The sequence below is a fragment of the Mangrovibacter sp. MFB070 genome, from assembly GCF_000705335.1.
Taxonomy (GTDB): Bacteria; Pseudomonadota; Gammaproteobacteria; order Enterobacterales; family Enterobacteriaceae; genus Mangrovibacter; species Mangrovibacter plantisponsor.
On sequence record NZ_JJMI01000020.1, the window covers coordinates 50,050 to 68,233 of the forward strand.

Annotated in this window: 15 protein-coding genes; 10 read left to right on the forward strand and 5 right to left on the reverse strand. The window is 52.2% G+C overall.

Annotated features, from left to right (window positions below; genetic code table 11):
- The first annotated feature begins 52 nt into the window (after positions 1-52).
- Complete coding sequence (glyQ, locus tag DT73_RS08590) at positions 53-964, forward strand: glycine--tRNA ligase subunit alpha (RefSeq protein ID WP_036107088.1); 912 nt, start codon at positions 53-55, stop codon at positions 962-964.
- Positions 965-973: 9 nt separating this feature from the next.
- Positions 974-3,043, forward strand: coding sequence for a glycine--tRNA ligase subunit beta (glyS, locus tag DT73_RS08595; RefSeq protein ID WP_036107090.1), 2,070 nt, complete (start codon positions 974-976; stop codon positions 3,041-3,043).
- Between the two features lie 95 nt (positions 3,044-3,138).
- Here the strand turns inward: glyS and DT73_RS08600 are convergent, their stop codons facing one another.
- Entirely contained in the window at positions 3,139-3,414 is a 276-nt protein-coding gene (locus DT73_RS08600; RefSeq protein WP_036107179.1) for an HTH-type transcriptional regulator, read from the reverse strand.
- A gap of 295 nt (positions 3,415-3,709) precedes the next feature.
- On the opposite strand from DT73_RS08600, the gene DT73_RS08605 reads away from it, so the two are divergent.
- Entirely contained in the window at positions 3,710-4,420 is a 711-nt protein-coding gene (locus DT73_RS08605) for a DUF3053 domain-containing protein (protein WP_036107093.1), read from the forward strand.
- Positions 4,421-4,491: 71 nt separating this feature from the next.
- Here the strand turns inward: DT73_RS08605 and ghrB are convergent, their stop codons facing one another.
- Positions 4,492-5,472, reverse strand: coding sequence for a glyoxylate/hydroxypyruvate reductase GhrB (ghrB, locus tag DT73_RS08610; RefSeq protein ID WP_036107096.1), 981 nt, complete (start codon positions 5,470-5,472; stop codon positions 4,492-4,494).
- Positions 5,473-5,921: 449 nt separating this feature from the next.
- Positions 5,922-6,584, reverse strand: coding sequence for an OmpA family lipoprotein (locus tag DT73_RS08615; protein WP_036107099.1), 663 nt, complete (start codon positions 6,582-6,584; stop codon positions 5,922-5,924).
- A 165-nt stretch (positions 6,585-6,749) separates the two neighbouring features.
- Between DT73_RS08615 and DT73_RS08620 the strand changes: the two genes are divergently transcribed.
- Complete coding sequence (locus DT73_RS08620) at positions 6,750-9,077, forward strand: molybdopterin guanine dinucleotide-containing S/N-oxide reductase (RefSeq protein ID WP_036107182.1); 2,328 nt, start codon at positions 6,750-6,752, stop codon at positions 9,075-9,077.
- Here the strand turns inward: DT73_RS08620 and DT73_RS08625 are convergent.
- Together DT73_RS08625 and tag are read right to left on the reverse strand one after the other, a co-directional pair.
- Positions 9,055-9,486, reverse strand: a complete 432-nt coding sequence (locus DT73_RS08625) for an N-acetyltransferase (RefSeq protein ID WP_036107101.1) — start codon at positions 9,484-9,486, stop codon at positions 9,055-9,057. The two genes, DT73_RS08620 and DT73_RS08625, sit on opposite strands and share 23 nt — an antisense overlap.
- On the reverse strand, positions 9,483-10,046 hold the full coding sequence (gene tag, locus DT73_RS08630) for a DNA-3-methyladenine glycosylase I (protein ID WP_036107104.1): 564 nt from the start codon (positions 10,044-10,046) through the stop codon (positions 9,483-9,485). Before tag ends, DT73_RS08625 begins: the two co-directional genes overlap by 4 nt.
- A 245-nt stretch (positions 10,047-10,291) precedes the next feature.
- Between tag and DT73_RS08635 the strand changes: the two genes are divergently transcribed.
- The 6 genes from DT73_RS08635 to eptB all read left to right on the forward strand — a co-directional run bounded on the left by DT73_RS08635 (position 10,292) and on the right by eptB (position 18,159).
- Positions 10,292-10,921, forward strand: a complete 630-nt coding sequence (locus tag DT73_RS08635; RefSeq protein ID WP_036107106.1) for a hypothetical protein — start codon at positions 10,292-10,294, stop codon at positions 10,919-10,921.
- Positions 10,922-11,122: 201 nt separating this feature from the next.
- Positions 11,123-12,499 carry an ethanolamine permease gene (eat, locus tag DT73_RS08640; RefSeq protein WP_036107110.1) on the forward strand — a complete coding sequence of 459 codons (1,377 nt, stop codon included), beginning with the start codon at positions 11,123-11,125 and terminating at the stop codon, positions 12,497-12,499.
- Between the two features lie 13 nt (positions 12,500-12,512).
- Positions 12,513-13,901 (forward strand): ethanolamine ammonia-lyase subunit EutB, encoded by a 1,389-nt coding sequence (locus DT73_RS08645; RefSeq protein ID WP_036107113.1) that lies wholly within the window; start codon positions 12,513-12,515, stop codon positions 13,899-13,901.
- Positions 13,898-14,692, forward strand: a complete 795-nt coding sequence (gene eutC / locus DT73_RS08650) for an ethanolamine ammonia-lyase subunit EutC (protein WP_036107116.1) — start codon at positions 13,898-13,900, stop codon at positions 14,690-14,692. Before DT73_RS08645 ends, eutC begins: the two co-directional genes overlap by 4 nt.
- A 258-nt stretch (positions 14,693-14,950) precedes the next feature.
- Positions 14,951-16,165, forward strand: a complete 1,215-nt coding sequence (locus tag DT73_RS08655) for an MFS transporter (RefSeq protein ID WP_036107119.1) — start codon at positions 14,951-14,953, stop codon at positions 16,163-16,165.
- A 296-nt stretch (positions 16,166-16,461) separates the two neighbouring features.
- Positions 16,462-18,159, forward strand: coding sequence for a kdo(2)-lipid A phosphoethanolamine 7''-transferase (eptB, locus tag DT73_RS08660; protein WP_036107121.1), 1,698 nt, complete (start codon positions 16,462-16,464; stop codon positions 18,157-18,159).
- Positions 18,160-18,184: the final 25 nt, after the last annotated feature.

Consider the following 18,184-nt stretch of genomic DNA (forward strand, 5'->3'; position numbering starts at 1 on the left):
GGTATACTGACCGCTTCTTTATAAACCCACTCGTATCGCGTGCGAAATCAACATGCAAAAGTTTGATACCAGGACCTTTCAGGGCCTCATCCTTACATTACAGGATTACTGGGCTCGCCAGGGCTGTACCATTGTTCAACCGTTGGACATGGAAGTTGGTGCAGGCACTTCTCACCCAATGACTTGCCTGCGGGCACTGGGGCCAGAGCCCATTGCCGCCGCTTACGTACAGCCGTCTCGTCGCCCTACAGATGGGCGTTATGGCGAAAACCCGAACCGCTTACAGCACTATTATCAGTTCCAGGTGATCATCAAACCTTCACCGGACAACATTCAGGAACTCTACCTTGGCTCACTGAAAGAGTTGGGTATGGATCCCACGATTCACGATATCCGCTTTGTTGAAGACAACTGGGAAAACCCGACACTGGGTGCCTGGGGGCTGGGCTGGGAAGTTTGGCTCAATGGGATGGAAGTGACTCAGTTCACTTACTTCCAGCAAGTTGGCGGCCTTGAGTGTAAACCGGTTACCGGCGAAATCACTTACGGCCTGGAACGCCTGGCGATGTATATCCAGGGCGTTGACAGTGTATATGACCTGGTGTGGAGCGATGGCCCACTGGGGAAAACCACCTACGGCGATGTATTCCATCAGAACGAAGTAGAGCAATCTACCTACAACTTTGAATACGCTGATGTGGATTTCCTGTTTACCTGTTTCGAGCAGTATGAAAAAGAAGCGCAGCAGTTGCTGGCGCTGGAAAAACCGCTGCCATTGCCCGCCTATGAACGTATTCTCAAAGCGGCTCACAGTTTTAACCTGCTGGATGCCCGTAAGGCTATCTCGGTAACGGAGCGCCAGCGCTATATTCTGCGTATTCGTACTCTGACTAAAGCTGTGGCTGAAGCCTACTACGCTTCCCGTGAAGCGCTGGGTTTCCCTATGTGTAACAAGGACAAGTAAGAGGCTGCCATGTCTGAAAAAACCTTTCTGGTGGAACTCGGCACTGAAGAGTTGCCACCAAAAGCCCTGCGCAGCCTGGCCGAGTCTTTTGCTGCGAATTTTACCGCTGAACTGGATGCGGCTAATTTAGCCCATGGTGAAGTTCAGTGGTTTGCTGCACCGCGCCGCCTGGCGCTGAAAGTTATGGCTCTTGCGGCGACACAACCCGATCGCGAGCTGGAAAAACGCGGCCCGGCAATTGCTCAGGCCTTTGATGCCGAAGGTAAGCCGAGTAAAGCGGCTGAAGGTTGGGCCAGGGGCTGCGGTATTACAGTTGATCAGGCTGAACGCCTGGTGACCGATAAAGGCGAGTGGTTGTTATACCGTGCTCACGTGAAAGGCGAAACTGCAGAGAAACTGCTGCCTGCGATGGTCGGCAATGCGCTGTCTAAGCTGCCTATCCCTAAACTGATGCGCTGGGGTGCTTCTGACGTGCAGTTTGTGCGCCCGGTTCATACGCTTACGCTGCTGCTGGGCGATACCGTGGTGCCAGCCACCATTTTGGGTATCGACTCTGGCCGTGTGATTCGTGGCCACCGCTTTATGGGCGAGCCAGAATTCACCATTGATAATGCCGACCAGTACCCGCAAATTCTGCTGGAGCGTGGCAAAGTCATGGCGGATTACGCAATGCGTAAGGCCAAAATTAAGCAAGATGCCCAGGCCGCAGCCAGCCAAATTGGCGGTAACGCCGACCTGAGCGAAAGCCTGCTGGAAGAAGTGGCTTCTCTGGTGGAATGGCCGGTTGTGCTGACCGCGAAATTTGAAGAAAAATTCCTCGCGGTGCCTGCCGAAGCGCTTGTTTACACCATGAAAGGCGACCAGAAGTATTTCCCGGTGTATGACGACGACGGGAAACTGTTGCCCAATTTCATCTTCGTGGCAAATATTGAATCGAAAGACCCGCAGCAAATTATCGCCGGTAACGAGAAGGTGGTTCGTCCTCGCCTGGCGGATGCGGAGTTCTTCTTCAATACTGACCGCAAAAAACGCCTTGAAGATAACCTGCCGCGCCTTGAAACCGTGCTGTTCCAGAAACAACTGGGTACACTGCGTGACAAAACTGGCCGTATTGAAGCGTTGTCTGGCTGGATTGCCCGCCTGATTGGCGCGGATGTCACCCATGCTACGCGTGCGGGTTTGCTGTCCAAGTGCGACCTGATGACCAACATGGTGTTCGAATTCACCGATACGCAAGGCGTAATGGGGATGCACTATGCACGTCATGACGGCGAAGCGGAAGATGTGGCTGTTGCCCTGAACGAACAGTATATGCCGCGTTTTGCCGGTGATGACCTGCCATCCAGCCTGGTTGCCTGCGCTGTGGCTATCGCCGACAAAATGGACACACTGGCTGGTATCTTCGGTATTGGTCAGCACCCGAAAGGCGATAAAGACCCATTTGCTCTGCGCCGTGCTGCGCTGGGCGTACTGCGCATTATCGTTGAGAAAAACCTGCCTCTTGATCTGCAAACACTGGCTGAAGAAGCGGTGCGCTTGTATGGCGATAAACTCACCAACGCGCAAGTGGTGGATGACGTTATCGACTTTATGCTGGGCCGTTTCCGCGCCTGGTATCAGGAAGAAGGCCACGCGGTTGATACCATTCAGGCTGTTCTGGCGCGCCGCCCGACACGCCCGGCTGATTTCGATGCCCGCATGAAAGCTGTTTCTCACTTCCGTACGCTGGATGCGGCACAAAGCCTGGCTGCGGCCAACAAGCGTGTGTCTAACATTCTGGCAAAAACCGATGAACCGCTGAATGAGCGGGTGAATGCATCGGTGCTGAAAGAAGATGAAGAAATTCGCCTGGCGATGCAGGTCACTGTATTGCGCGACAAGCTGGAACCGTATTTCGCAGAAGGCCGTTACCAGGAAGCACTGGTGGAGCTGGCTGAACTGCGCGACACAGTGGATGCCTTCTTTGACAAAGTCATGGTTATGGATGAAGACCCGGCACTTCGGGTTAACCGTTTGACACTGTTAGAGAAATTACGCGAGCTTTTCCTTCAGGTTGCGGATATTTCCTTACTGCAGTAAGGTTCTGCTCTGCTAAAAACAAAAACCCGCCAAATGGCGGGTTTTTTTGTCTCAGTTCAGGGTTTACAGGGAAAGTTTAAAAAACAGGTTAAGTTTTATTGGAATAACGGTTTTTTTGCCTGAATCAGGCGCATCAGTTTTAACTCGGTTGTGGAAGGCTGTGTCCGCCGTTCTTCCCACTCCAGGACATGGGCACGGGTAACGCCCATTGCACTGGCAAATTCATCAAGTTGCAGACCTGTGCCCTGACGTAATTGTTCATACTCCGAAAAAATACTGTTCCGGTTTGCCAGGTTGGCCTGAGGCATATCTTTAAAAATCATCTGCTCAAGGCTTGTTAGTAGTTCAGCTCCAGGGTCTTTTAATTCCATTGAGAACTCCTCAAATCTCACAGCGGAAAGGGCATGCCTGCGGCACAGGGAATAAGCAAAAAAACGTGCGTTTTCCGGGGCCGTATTTTTAATAATAGACGGAAAATTGCGCGCAACAGCACAATTCATGAACGAAAAATGCGCATTGGTTTTTCGGCTTTCTGCTGGCTGGTTTTGCGAATAAATTCGTCGGATTCATAAGGAAAGGCTATTCAGTGCGCGCTGTCTGGACTATCCTTGTGTGCGTTGAATTTACGGTCGCGCTTGCGCGTTTTAAGGGTGTAAGGAGTAGAAAATGGCGACAGGAAAGTCCTGCTCTCGCTGGTTTGCGCCGTTTCTGGCGTTGTTGATGGTGGTCAGTTTGAGTGGGTGTTTTGATAAAGAAGCTGATCAGCGTAAGGCGTTCATTGATTTTCTGCAGAATACAGTGATGCGCAGTGGTGAGCACTTACCCACGTTAACCACCGATCAGAAAAAACAGTTTGGTAACTTTGTTTCTGACTATGCCATTCTGTATGGCTTTTCCCAGCAGATGAACCAGGCAATGGATTCTGGCATTAAGCCCCTGGTGGACAGCATTAATGGGATTCGTGCGCCGCAGGATTATATGGCGAACCGCGACACATTACGCCAGATTAATGGCTCCCTTGGCGTATTGAGCCAGCAAATTCAGAATGCAAAAATGCAGGCTGATTCAGCGCGTTCCGGGCTGCAACTGGCAGATGACCTGAAGCCGGTATTTGACCAGGCTTACCAGAAGGTGGTGACTGCGCCGTCAAATGCGGTTACCCCACTGATTCCGGCAGCACAAGTATTGTCGCAGCAACTGGTTCAGGTGGGCGATTTTGTCCAGCAGCAGGGCGACAAAGTGAGCTTTGTGGCGAATGGTATACAGTTCCCAACCACAGAACAGGCTAACCAGTATAACTCGCTGATTGGGCCGCTTACCGCACAACACCAGGCATTCAGTCAGGCATACTCCAGCGCGATGAGCGCAATGCAGTAAATTGTTTTTCCGCTCTGTGCCATAAACACAGAGCGGTTATTTCTGGTTTTGCTTTCCCAGTCTTGCTTTCCTCAGGCCTGTTTTGCAACAGCCGGGTTCACGCAGTTTTTCTCAACCTTACCTTCCAGCGCATTAAGCAGGTTCTCCACTGCTGTGGCCGCCATGTTGTAACGTGTTTCATGGGTGGCCGAACCAATATGTGGCAGGGCGACAACATTGGGCAGACTCAGAAGTGGGGAATCCACCGGCAGAGGTTCTTGTTCGAACACATCCAACCCGGCTGCGTGAATTTTGCCGCTTTTCAGGGCATCAACCAGCGCAGGTTCATCAATGACCGGGCCACGACCCGCGTTAATCAAAATGGCAGAAGGCTTCATCAGCGCCAGTTTTTCTGCATTCAGCACATGGTAAGTTTCATCGGTTAGCGGCAGGATACTGCACACAAAATCCGCTTCACTCAGCAGTGTATCAAGGTCACAATAGCGGGCGCCAAAGCGCGATTCTGCTTCGGTGTGATGACGGCGTGCGTTATACAACACCGGCATACCAAACCCAAAGTGCGCACGTTGTGCCAGCGCCATACCAATGCGACCCATGCCAATAATACCGATAGTTTTATGGTGCACGTCCACGCCGTACCAGTCTGGCCCAATACTGCTGGTCCATTCACCTTTTTTTACCCGTTCGGCCACTTCCAGTACCCGACGGGCCGTTGCCAGAATCAGTGTCATCAGCGTATCTGCCACCGTTTCTGTCAGTTCGGTAGGTGTGTGCATCAACAGGACATTGCGCTGAGTGAGGGCATCGACATCAAAGTTGTCGTAACCTACAGAAACGGTTGAAGCGGCGCGTAAAGCAGGCATGGCAGTTAACAGCGCCCCGTCCACTTTTCCCCCCGCACCTAACAAACCTGCAGCGCTGGCAAAAGCGTCAGCATTGGCCTGAACAGTTTCCGGGCTCAGGTTATTCACCTGGATAACATCCACTTTTTCTTTCAGGCGGACAACCAGGTTTTCGGGCAGTGTTTTATAGAGAATAATGGACGGCTTCATACAGGTCTCCGTAAATTCAACTGAATATTAACGGGCGGCAAATGCCGGCCACACGTTGTGATTTTGCCTGGAAAGGCTGATATGACGTTACGATTCTACTATTAGAGTACAGTGTTTGCGGAGCGGAAAAGTGCGAAAAAAGACAGATAATCACACTGTTTTTTGTGCAGATGCCCATTTTTGATGCGTTTATTCTTGGTGGGTATTTTTGTTTACTGGCAGCAGTAAAGGCAAAAACCGCATGCCGTACATATCTGGCATGAATATATATCGCCCGGCCTGAGTCTGTGCAACACAGAATGACCTTCTGGCTAAGGGGGATCTTATTTCTGATTCACTGCGCAACGGGTGGAAATACCAGAAAAAGACATGGGTAGAAAGTGTTATAAGTCAGAGTATTACCCGGGCTAATCTATAACCCGGGCTAATCTATAACCCGGGCGTATGTGTTACTGCAACGGCGACAAGGTAATTTCTACCCGGCGGTTTTGGGCTTTACCTTCTTCGGTTGTGTTACTGGCGACCGGGTTGGCCGGGCCCATACCAGAAGTGTGCACCCGGTTACCGGCAACACCTTGAGTAATCAGCGCACTGCCAACGCTGTCTGCGCGCTGTTGCGAAAGGCGCATGTTCAGGTCGTGCCCGCCAGTGCTGTCTGTATAACCCACCACGTTAACGGCGGTTTTTGGGTACTCCTTCAGCACCATAGCGACACCCGTTAGCGTATTGGCGCCAGCAGGTTTCAGCACAGCACTGCTGCTGTCAAAGGTGACGTTATTGGGCATGTTCAGCACAATGTTATCGCCATGGCGCGTAACGCTCACCCCGGTCCCTTGCATTTTTTCCCGTAGCTTCGCTTCCTGGGCATCCATATAGTAGCCAATACCACCGCCCAGTGCGGCACCGGCTGCCGCGCCAATCAGCGCACCTTTACCCCGGTCGCTTTTTGACGAAGATAGTACACCCACACCGGCACCGACCAGCGAGCCAATACCTGCACCAATGCCGGATTTCGCGGCCTGGCTTTCACCGGTATAAGGGTTTGTTGTACAACCAGAAATGACGAGTGTGGCGCAGACTAAACTGGCTAGCATAACCTTATGTTTTTTCATGTTATATCCTTATGCCGAAATTGAATTGTCGTAATGCGGATGGCGGTAGATTATGACGGCTTTACCGAAAGAAAATTTCGTTGAATAGTCTGATTTTGTAAAATGCGCCCACAGAGCGCGGCAAAACAACAACACTTAACACCTGCAAAGATCCCGGAGCCCATTGTGGATAAAAAACGATACCAGGTACTGACAGCAGCCCACTGGGGGCCTGTGTTGGTAGAAACTGATGGCGAAACGGTATTTTCGTCTCGTGGTGCCCTCAATACCTCGCATGAAAATACGCTCCAGACCGTTGTGGCAGACCAGGTTCACAGCCCAACCCGGGTGCGTTACCCCATGGTGCGTAAGGGCTACCTGGCATCACCGGACAATCCCCAGGGTGTGCGTGGTCAGGATGAGTTTGTTCGGGTCTCCTGGGAAGATGCGCTGGCACTGGTTGACCGCCAGCACCGCCGTATCCGCCAAACCTGGGGAGCGTCGTCAATTTTTGCCGGTTCATATGGCTGGCGTTCCAATGGTGTGATGCACAAAGCCGCCACACTGTTACAGCGCTACATGAGTCTGGCTGGCGGGTATACCGGGCATTTGGGAGATTACTCGACCGGAGCGGCCCAGGTGATAATGCCGTATGTCGTGGGGGGTAACGAAGTTTACCAGCAGCAAACCAGCTGGCCTCTGGTGCTGGAGCACAGCGATGTGGTGGTTATGTGGAGCGCCAACCCACTCAATACCCTGAAAATTGCCTGGAACGCCAGCGACGAGCAAGGTATGAAGTATTACGAGGCGCTGAAAAAAAGTGGCAAACGCCTGATTTGTATTGATCCGATGCGTTCAGAAACACACGATTTCTTTGGCGAGCAGATGACCTGGCTGGCTCCGCATATGGGGACAGATGTCGCAATGATGCTGGGCATTGCCACAACATTGCTGGAAAATCAGTGGCATGACAGTGCTTTTCTGGACAAATACACCAGCGGGTTTGCCACCTTTCAGGGTTACCTGTTGGGTGAGCCGGATGGCATCAAAAAAGACGCCGACTGGGCTGCGGCGATTTGTGGCATACCAGCACAAACCCTGCGCGAGCTGGCACAGTTGTTCAGCCATAACCGCACTATGCTGATGGCCGGGTGGGGCATGCAACGCCAGCAATATGGTGAGCAGAAGCACTGGATGCTGGTGACGCTGGCCGCAATGTTGGGGCAAATTGGCTTGCCCGGCGGTGGTTTTGGGTTGTCTTATCATTTTGCTAATGGTGGTAACCCGACCAGGCGTGCAGCGGTGCTGGCGTCCATGCAGGGGAGTGTGGCGGGCGGAACTGATGCGGTAGATAAAGTGCCGGTCGCCCGGATTGTCGAGGCGCTGGAAAACCCGGGTGGTGCTTACCAGCACAATGGTGAAAACCGCATATTCCCGGATGTGAAAATGATTTGGTGGGCAGGTGGTGCTAATTTTACTCACCACCAGGATACCAACCGCCTGATTCGGGCGTGGCAAAAACCTGAGCTTATTGTTATCTCGGAATGTTTCTGGACGGGGGCGGCGAAGCATGCCGATATCGTTTTGCCGGTGACAACGAGTTATGAACGCAATGATATGACCATGACCGGGGATTACAGCCAGCAGCACCTGGTCCCCATGAAGCAGGTTGTGGCACCTCAATATGAAGCCCGCGATGATTTCACTATTTTTGCCGACCTGAGTGAATACTGGGAGAAAGGCGGAAAACAGCGTTTTACGGAAGGCAAAGGTGAAATGGCCTGGCTGGAGACATTTTATCAAATGGCTGCCACACGGGGGGCTGCCAACCAGGTATCGCTAATACCTTTTGCCACTTTCTGGGAACAGAACCAGCTCATCGAAATGCCAGAAAACCCGGCGAACAGCCAGTTTGTGCGGTTTGGTGATTTCCGGGCAGACCCACAGGCACATCCACTGAAAACCGAAACCGGTAAAATTGTGATTCATTCAGCGCGAATTGCCAGTTACGGCTACCAGGATTGCCCGGGGCACCCCACCTGGCTGGCGCCTGATGAGTGGCACGGTAATGCGCAACCAGAACAATTGCAGTTGTTGTCTGCCCACCCGGCTCACCGGTTGCACAGCCAGTTAAATTACAGCCGGTTGCGTGAACGCTATCAAATTGCCGGAAGGGAACCTGTGACACTCAATGCCACTGATGCGAAAGCCCGTGGTATTCGCCATGGTGATGTTGTTCGGGTATGGAATGGCCGTGGGCAAGTACTTGCCGGGGCGCATGTGACTGATGGCATTAAACCTGGCGTGATTTGTATTCACCAGGGTGCATGGCCGGATTTACAGGATGGCGAAGGTAGCCTGTGTAAACACGGCGCAGTGAATGTGCTGACCAAAGATATACCTTCGTCGCGCCTGGGGAATGGTTGTGCTGCGAATACTTCGTTGGTGTGGATGGAGAAGTTCACCGGAGAGTTACCAACGGTGACGGCTTTCACCCCGCCTGCCAGCTCATGATCCAGGTGGGCTCCTGGGTGTCGTCCTGCCAGGCGCTTTCAATAATACGAAAGCCCTGGGCATGGTAAAAACTCACTGCCCGGCTGTTTTTCTGGTATACCTCCAGGCTTAACAGCGGGTAGCGATTTTTAACGTGGCTGAGTAATTCTCGCCCAATCCCATGGCCTACTGAATGGGGCGCGATAAAAAGCGCCCCAATAAAGCGCGATTCCAGTACGCTGACAAAGCCCTGTAACTCTCCCTGCTCATGGTAAACCCAGGTGGTGGCATGGGGCAGGTAAATATCCCGGACAACAGGCACACTTGCCTGCCAGTAACTGACCGGAATAAATTCGTGGGCTGCCGTTGTGCTGGCAAGCCAGAGTGACAGAAGTTCCGGCATGTCTCGTGCGCGGCTGCGACGAATCATCTGCCTGCCTCCGGGTGGCAGGCGCAACTGACTACATGGTCATTCACCAGCCCGCAAGCCTGCATGAACGCATAGCAAATGGTCGAACCAACAAATTTGAAACCCCGCTTTTTCAACGCCTTAGACATCGCTTCTGATACTGGCGTACTGGCCGGGACCGCAGACAATGTCTCCGGGCTGTTAATCACCGGCTGGTGGTCGACAAAACCCCAGATAAAATCTGAAAATGACTCGCCATTTTGTTCCATCGCCACCCATGCCCGGGCGTTCGTTATGATGGCTTCAATCTTACCCCGGTGGCGAATGATACCGGCATTTTGCAGCAGTTTTTCTACGTCATCCGCCTGCATTTCTGCGACTTTTTGCGGGTTGAACTGGTGGAATGCTGCACGGTAATTTTCCCGTTTTTTCAACACAGTAATCCACGACAAACCAGCCTGTTGGCCTTCAAGGCATAACATTTCGAATAATTTTTTGCCTGACTTTTGCGGTATGCCCCATTCATTGTCATGATAATCAATATAAAGTGAATCCTGGGTAACCCAACCGCAACGTTGCATGGTGCCAGTCCTTAATTGTGATGTGGTAAATCGTTATTATCGGCTATACGCTTAAAATATATACCCTGCGTTTTTGACATTGTTCAGGTAACTCGCAGGTAAGAGGTAAAACTGGACGGACATCACACCATCCCGTGAGGCCCGTGGCAATCTCAGCAGGTAAATAAATCCTGTCGCAGTTGTGTTGTATATAAAAAAAATACCGATAAAGAAAAAATAAAACCGAATATTTGCAGGCGTCCACCATGAACAGCATCTCCTTTTGCAGTGGCAAAGCAGTCAGTTATGCAGCCTGTTGTGGGTTGTGCGTGTTTTATTCGGCGGTGGCACTGGCGCTGGATACGCGCAGCGATAATGTCAGCACTGTTCCGGTTGCCCCACAGGAGAGCGTTGCCCGGGTGGATTACAACACTATTCTGGCACAGCACATCAAAGCGTCTCATGCACCAATGGGCAATATGGTTATGTGGCGTGACTCTTCATTACCCGGTGAACAGTCCGTGAGTACGCACTGGCAATTCCCGTTAAACAATAACTTTGCCACAGGCCCCGTTGCCGGGTGGGATCAATACCGTGCACCCTGGTCTGGGTCGTCTGCTGAGGCGTCGAATGTGAGCCGTATTGGCTGGCGGCTGGACTACGCCTGGGGGGTGATCCAGCCCTGGGCACAGGTTGATCTTATTTCAGGTTCATCTTCGTGGTCTGAACCCTATACTGCCCAGAGTGGCCAGCAGGATGAGAAAATTGGCTTCTCAATGGGAGCAAATCTTCCATTAAATCAAAATATTGCTGCTTATGCGCGTTTGTCTCAGGGCAACACACAGCCAGGCAATGACCTGGCCACATGGCAACTGGGGCTGGACGTCGCGTTTTAAGCCAGGCCCGGAAATGGTGCAGCCTTATTTTGCCTCTGAACCTTGCGCACTAAAAAAGTGCATTTCTTGCTTGCCGCGTTTCAGCATCTTGCCTGTTCCCGATTAACTCAGTGACTTTATGGGTATTTAAGACCTGGTACACACTTTGCAACACCTTCGCCAGTTGCGTTTATTTTTGATTAATTTTATGGCGAGGTCGTTATGTCTGAACAACCGACAACATTAAAACGCTCACTGGGGAGCTTCCGGTTATGGGGCATCGCTGTTGGGCTGGTGATATCAGGTGAATATTTTGGCTGGAGTTATGGCTGGTCTGCGGCAGGAACCCTGGGGTTCCTGATAGTCGCTGTGTTGATTGCGGCCATGTACTGCGCGTTTATTTTTAGTTTTACTGAACTGACAACCGCTATTCCGCACGCCGGTGGGCCGTTTGCTTACGCTTTTCGCGCCTTCGGGCCAACCGGTGGTTTTATTGCCGGGTTTGCAACCCTGGTCGAGTTTGTCTTTGCTCCACCGGCCATTGCGATGGCGATTGGTGCCTACCTGAATGTGCAATTCCCTTCACTGGATCCCAAATGGGTAGCCTGTGGCGCCTACCTGGTATTTATGGCGCTGAATATTTTGGGCGTTGGCATTGCGGCAACCTTTGAATTGTTCGTCACATTGCTGGCAATCTTTGAGTTGCTGGTCTTTATGGGGGTGGTGGCTCCAGGGTTCCAGTGGAGCAATTTTGCCAGCCACGGCTGGGCAGGCAGTGACACGTTCTCTTCCGTAGCGCTTTCAGGCATGTTTGCTGCCATTCCTTTTGCGATTTGGTTCTTCCTGGCTATTGAAGGCGCATCTATGGCGGCTGAGGAAGCAAAAAACCCGCGTCATACCATTCCTCGCGCGCTGGGCGGCGGAATAATTACTCTGACGGTGCTGGCCGTAGGCGTGATGATCTTTGCTGGTGGTGTGGGTGACTGGCGTGCATTATCCAACATTAATGACCCATTACCTCAGGCAATGAAACTGCAGGTAGGTGGCAGCAGCGGCTGGTTACATATGCTGGTCTGGCTGGGGCTGTTCGGCCTGGTCGCCTCGTTCCATGGCATCATCATGGGGTACTCCCGCCAGATTTTCTCCCTGGCACGGGCCGGGTACCTGCCGGCTTCTTTGGCGCGTGTTAACCGCCGTACACAAACACCTGTTCTGGCAATCCTTGCTGGTGGTGTGATTGGTATCGCCGCTATATTTTCCGACTCCCTGATTACGATTAATGGCATGCCGCTGACTGCCAGCATCGTTACCATGTCTGTATTCGGTGCGATTGTTATGTACATCACGTCGATGGCGGCACTGTTCAGGCTGCGTCGCACGGAACCTGAGCTGGAACGCCCCTTCAAAGCGCCGGGATTCCCGGTAGTTCCGGCATTTGCACTGGCTGTATCGGTACTCTGCCTGGTGGCGATGGTGTACTACAATTTTGAACTGGCGGTGATTTTCGCCGTAATGATGCTGGCCGGTTATGTATGGTTCCGAATGACAGCCACTGCTCGTGCCCGTGCTGCGCTGGATCCGCAACTGACAGTGATGTAATAAAGGTTATCCCATGTATAAAACCACTCTGGCGCACAACACATGGACATTCGCCAGTCTGAAAGAGGTTATGGCTAAGGCTTCCCCGGCGCGTTCCGGGGACCAACTGGCCGGCGTTGCCGCGGCAAGTGCGGAAGAGCGCATGGCTGCGAAATTCGTGCTGGCGGATTTACCGTTAACTACGTTTCTGAACCAGGCGCTGGTGCCTTATGAAGAAGATGAAGTCACCCGGCTTATCGTGGATACCCATGACCGGGAGGCGTTCGCTCCCATCAGCCATCTGACGGTGGGGGAATTTCGTGACTGGTTACTGGAAGATGGAACGGATCATACGCTGTTAACCCGGGTTGCTCCGGGTATTACGCCTGAAATGGCTGCGGCAGTCAGTAAACTGATGCGCAACCAGGATTTGATCCTGGCGGCCAGCAAGTGCCAGGTCATCACTCAGTTTCGCAACACCATTGGCTTGCCAGGCCACTTAAGTGTGCGCCTGCAACCGAATCACCCCACCGATGACCTGCAAGGTATTGCCGCCAGCATGCTGGATGGCCTGCTGTACGGTAGTGGCGATGCGGTGGTGGGGATCAACCCGGCAAGCGACAGCCTGCCAGTGCTTGAGCGGCTGAATTATATGCTGGACGATGTTATCAGCCGTTTCGAGATCCCCACACAGTCTTGTGTGCTGACCCATGTGACCAACACTCTGCAGTTAATGGAGCGCGGTGCGCCGGTTGACCTGGTGTTCCAGTCGGTTGCAGGTACGCAGGCGGCGAATACCGGTTTTGGTATTGACCTGGCGATGCTGGCTGAGGCGCGTGATGCCGCGCTGTCACTCAAGCGCGGTACGCTGGGCGATAATGTGATGTACTTCGAAACCGGCCAGGGAAGTTGCCTGTCGGCAGATGCCCATCATGGGGTGGATCAGCAAACCTGTGAAGCCCGTGCTTACGCGGTTGCCCGCCACTTTAAACCCCTGCTGGTTAATACGGTGGTTGGGTTTATCGGCCCGGAATATTTGTACGATGGTAAGCAAATTATTCGTGCCGGCCTGGAAGACCATTTTTGCGGTAAATTACTTGGCCTGCCACTGGGGTGTGATGTCTGCTACACCAACCATGCTGAAGCCGACCAGGATGACATGGATACCCTGCTGACATTACTGGCCGCTGCCGGGCTGACCTTCCTGATAGGGGTGCCGGGAGCCGATGACATTATGCTTAATTACCAGAGCACCTCATTCCATGATGCGCTCTATATTCGGCGCTTACTGGGGCTCAAACATGCACCAGAGTTTGCCGCCTGGTTAGAGCGGATGCAGATTATTGACCGCACAGGGCAATTACGCCTGACTGGTGCGAGCCACCCGCTGCTGAGTGCGTTACCTAAAGGAGAAGTGGCATGACATTACCGGATGCCTGGCGCTCCCTCACGCAGTTTACCGATGCCCGTATTGCGCTGGGGCGCAGTGGGGCAAGTTTACCTACCCGCGAAGTGCTGAAATTTGGCCTGGCGCATGCGCAGGCCCGGGATGCGATTCACCAGCCGTTTGACAGCGACAAAGTGGCTCAAAGTCTTGAATGTTTAGGGTTGAGAACTCTGACGGTACAAAGTGCCGCGCCTGACAGGCACAGTTTTCTCCAGCGCCCGGATTTGGGCCGCCAGCTTAGCCTTGAAAGCCGAAACCAGCTCACCCAACTGCGTAATGATTCACCGGATCTGGTGCTGGTGGTGGGAGACGGTCTGTCATCCTGGGCGGTACATCGCCAGGCCTGTGAACTGGTTCGCGCATTACTGCCTTATCTTTCTGAACTGGGTATTTCACTGGGGCCAGTGGTTTTGGCTCATCAGGCGCGTGTTGCTCTGGCGGATGATGTTGGTGAGTGCTTACATGCAAAAGCAGTCGCCATGTTGATTGGCGAGCGTCCGGGCCTGTCTTCGCCAGACAGCCTTGGGGTGTATATGACCTGGTCGCCCAGCCGGGGGCGGCGCGATGCTGAACGAAACTGTATTTCTAATGTGCGCCCGGAAGGGCTTAACTGGGATGCCGCTGCCTTTAAACTGGCGTGGTTACTGGAGCAGGCATTTATTCGCCGCCTGTCAGGGGTTAAGCTGAAAGATGAAAGTGATAACCCGGCTTTGTACGGGCGTGTTAAACCTCATTTGACACAGGTTAACGCTTTACGCGAGAAGTGAAAATCGTGATCTGCATCAAAGACAATTTTCACAATTAATATACAGGAATGGCGCGCAATACAGAGATAGTAAACACTCACATCGGTGGTTTGTGTTACGTGTCGTTCATGCATTTCAAGGCTGTTTATACCGCCTGAGATGCATTTCATTCCGCACTCAGTGCATTTCATGCCGTTTTTACCCAGTAAATTCCTCCCAGAGCGTAAGGTTACAGGCAGATAAATACCTTTCCTTATTCAGTAATGCAGGACATCTGCCATGAAAACATCAATTTCAAACCAAACGCGCTGGTTGACACTTGTGGGTACCATCGTGACTCAGTTCGCACTGGGTTCGGTTTATACCTGGAGCCTGTTTAATGGTCCGCTTTCTGAAAAACTTAATGAACCTGTCAGCCAGGTGGCATTCTCTTTCGGCCTGTTAAGTCTGGGCCTGGCGCTGGCTTCTTCTGTTGCCGGTAAGCTCCAGGAACGTTTTGGTGTCCGCCGTGTCACTATCGCTTCCGGGGTGTTATTAGGGCTGGGGTTGTTCCTGACCGCACACTCCAATAACCTGCTGATGCTCTGGCTGAGTGCTGGTGTGCTGGTTGGCCTTGCGGACGGGGCGGGTTACTTGCTGACGTTATCGAACTGTGTGAAATGGTTCCCGGAACGTAAGGGCCTGATTTCTGCCTTCTCTATTGGTGCTTATGGGTTGGGTAGCCTGGGGTTCAAATTTATCGACTCTCAGTTACTGGCTTCCTTTGGCCTGGATAAGACTTTCATGATTTGGGGCGGTATTGCACTGGTCATGATTGTGTTTGGTGCCTTATTAATGAAAGACGCACCGGTGCAGGCGGTGAACCGTATCAATGGTGTTAGTAACAGTGATTTCACTCTGGCTGAATCCATGCGCAAACCACAGTACTGGATGCTGGCACTGATGTTCCTGACTGCCTGTATGAGTGGTTTGTATGTTATTGGTGTGGCGAAAGATATTGCTCAGAGCCTGGCGCATCTGGATGTCATGACGGCAGCCAACGCGGTTACGGTGATTGCGGTTGCTAACCTGAGTGGCCGCCTGGTTATGGGGATCCTGTCCGATAAAGTGACCCGTATCCGTGTGATTACTTTCGGCCAGATTATTGCGCTGGTGGGTATGGCGGCATTGCTGTTCGCGCCTCTGAATGCGGTGACTTTCTTTGTGGCCATTGCCTGTGTCGCCTTTAACTTTGGTGGCACCATCACCGTTTATCCTTCACTGGTGAGTGATTTCTTTGGCCTGAACAACCTGGCGAAAAACTATGGTGTGATTTACCTTGGCTTCGGGATTGGCAGTATCTGTGGTTCCATCATTGCATCGCTGTTTGGTGGCTTCCATGTGACTTTCCTGGTCATTTTCGCACTGTTGATTGTTTCTCTGGCGCTCTCTTCAACCATTCGCCAGCCTAAAGCGGATGTTTATGAAGGCGATGCAGCACATTCCCACGCCTGATGCGATAAGCTGAATTCAGCCAGATACAATTGATTGCATCTGTAAACAACGACAACCGCGGTTCTTCCCCCGGTTGTCGTTTGTTTTATCCGGACGAGCAAGTTTACCCGCTTTCAGGTATTCCAGACTGCCTGCCAGGCAACCCTCAATTATTCCTCTGACGCCCCGCCGGCTGGCGGAACAATCCGATATTGTGGTGCAGGTTCTGTTTCCGTGCCGGTTTTTATTAATTTGTGCTGAACTTCGTCCCCCTGTCACCTGTCAGACTGCTGATTATGGCCAGTCTGGATTATTGAATGAAGATTTCTCGTCGTATTACACAGGTACAGCTCAGTTGCTTTCTTGCGCTGTATATTGGGTTGTTTCTTAACTGCTCGGTATTCTGGCGGCGTCTGCATGAGTCGATGGATATCACTCCGTTCTTCAAAGCCTTTGCGCTGACAACCGAGGTGTTTGCTACTGTTCTGGCGAGTTTCTTTGTGTTGCGTCTTTTTTCCCTTGGCGGGCGGCGAGCCTGGCAGGTATTAAGCTCATTTTTGGTGCTCTGCTCTGTTGCGGCCAGTTATTACATGGCGGTAATGAATATCACCATTGGCTACGGCATTATTGCGTCTGTGATGACGACCGATATCGATCTGACCAAAGAAGTGGTGGGCTGGCGTTTCTATTTATGGGTGCTGTTAATCGGCATTCCCCCGTTGTGGTTTATTTGGCGTAACCAGGGGCAGGATTCATTAATAAGGCAGCTTTCTCAACGTCAGACAGCTCTGCGTAACCTCGGTGTATTGCTTCTGGTCGCTTTAGTGGTATGGGCACCCGTTCGTTTGCTGGGAAATATTCAGAAGCATCACGAAAAAGGTTCCAGGGAGGACTTACCCAGCTACGGCGGTGTGGTAACCAGTGCTTATTTACCCGCGAACTGGCTGTCTTCTCTGGGGTTGTATGCCTGGGCCAAAGTAGATGAAACCCTGGATCACCGTTCTCTCATTAACCCGGCAACCCGCAACCACTGGAACGTACCAGCGAACCTGAACGACGTGCAGGTGGTGTTTATCATTGGTGAGACAACGCGCTGGGACCATATGGGCCTGTTTGGTTACTCAAGGGATACCACGCCCAAACTGGCACAGGAGAAAAACCTGGCGGCATTCCGCGGCGAGTCCTGTGATACCGCGACCAAACTCTCATTACGTTGCATGTTTGTGGGCAAGGGTGGTGTCATGGATAACCCACAGCGAACCTTACTGGAGCAAAACGTCTTTGCCGTGTTGAAACAACTGGGGTTCTCCAGTGATTTGTATGCGATGCAAAGCGAAATGTGGTTCTACAGTAATACGATGGCCGATACCATTGCCTGGCGGGAACAGATTGGTGCGGAAGGCCATAATCAGGGCAAAACCGTGGATGACATGTTGCTGGTGGATGAAATGGTCCGGTCGCAGTTGCAACACGCGCAGGGTAAACACCTGGTTATCCTGCATACCAAAGGGTCGCATTATTCGTATGTTCAGCGTTATCCCCGTGAGTTTGCCATCTGGCAACCAGAATGTATGGGGGTTAACAAGCACTGTTCGGCGCAAACACTGATCAACGCATATGATAATTCAGTACGCTATGTGGACAGTTTTATCAGTTCGGTTATCGACCAGGTGCGTGATAAGAACGTGATAGTGTTCTACGCTGCTGACCATGGGGAATCGATTAGCGACAGCCTGCATTTACACGGCACACCGCGCAACATTGCACCGCCAGAACAATTCCGGGTACCGTTACTGGTCTGGGCTTCTGATAAGTTCCTGCAGACGCCAGAAAATGCGCAGCGTTTTGGGCAATTGCAGCAACAGGCCAAAGAAGGTGTGGTGCATAAACATACCGAATTATTTGACTCGGTGTTGGGGTGCCTGGGGATAACATCCCCGGATGGGGGAATTGACGCTTCACGCAACTGGTGCGCACTGCAAAATACCAAAGGGAAAAGCGACTCCACTTTGTGATGCTGGCTTTCCAGGCGATCAGAAG

What these genes read in the sequence shown, in the direction of transcription:
- eat (WP_036107110.1), top strand. Translation starts at nt 11,123, where the DNA reads ATGTCTGAACAACCGACAACATTAAAACGCTCACTGGGGAGCTTCCGG.
- tag (WP_036107104.1), bottom strand. Translation starts at nt 10,046, where the DNA reads ATGCAACGTTGCGGTTGGGTTACCCAGGATTCACTTTATATTGATTAT.
- DT73_RS08600 (WP_036107179.1), bottom strand. Translation starts at nt 3,414, where the DNA reads ATGGAATTAAAAGACCCTGGAGCTGAACTACTAACAAGCCTTGAGCAG.
- DT73_RS08655 (WP_036107119.1), top strand. Translation starts at nt 14,951, where the DNA reads ATGAAAACATCAATTTCAAACCAAACGCGCTGGTTGACACTTGTGGGT.
- eptB (WP_036107121.1), top strand. Translation starts at nt 16,462, where the DNA reads ATGAAGATTTCTCGTCGTATTACACAGGTACAGCTCAGTTGCTTTCTT.
- glyS (WP_036107090.1), top strand. Translation starts at nt 974, where the DNA reads ATGTCTGAAAAAACCTTTCTGGTGGAACTCGGCACTGAAGAGTTGCCA.
- DT73_RS08635 (WP_036107106.1), top strand. Translation starts at nt 10,292, where the DNA reads ATGAACAGCATCTCCTTTTGCAGTGGCAAAGCAGTCAGTTATGCAGCC.
- DT73_RS08625 (WP_036107101.1), bottom strand. Translation starts at nt 9,486, where the DNA reads ATGATTCGTCGCAGCCGCGCACGAGACATGCCGGAACTTCTGTCACTC.
- DT73_RS08615 (WP_036107099.1), bottom strand. Translation starts at nt 6,584, where the DNA reads ATGAAAAAACATAAGGTTATGCTAGCCAGTTTAGTCTGCGCCACACTC.
- DT73_RS08645 (WP_036107113.1), top strand. Translation starts at nt 12,513, where the DNA reads ATGTATAAAACCACTCTGGCGCACAACACATGGACATTCGCCAGTCTG.
- DT73_RS08605 (WP_036107093.1), top strand. Translation starts at nt 3,710, where the DNA reads ATGGCGACAGGAAAGTCCTGCTCTCGCTGGTTTGCGCCGTTTCTGGCG.
- eutC (WP_036107116.1), top strand. Translation starts at nt 13,898, where the DNA reads ATGACATTACCGGATGCCTGGCGCTCCCTCACGCAGTTTACCGATGCC.
- glyQ (WP_036107088.1), top strand. Translation starts at nt 53, where the DNA reads ATGCAAAAGTTTGATACCAGGACCTTTCAGGGCCTCATCCTTACATTA.
- ghrB (WP_036107096.1), bottom strand. Translation starts at nt 5,472, where the DNA reads ATGAAGCCGTCCATTATTCTCTATAAAACACTGCCCGAAAACCTGGTT.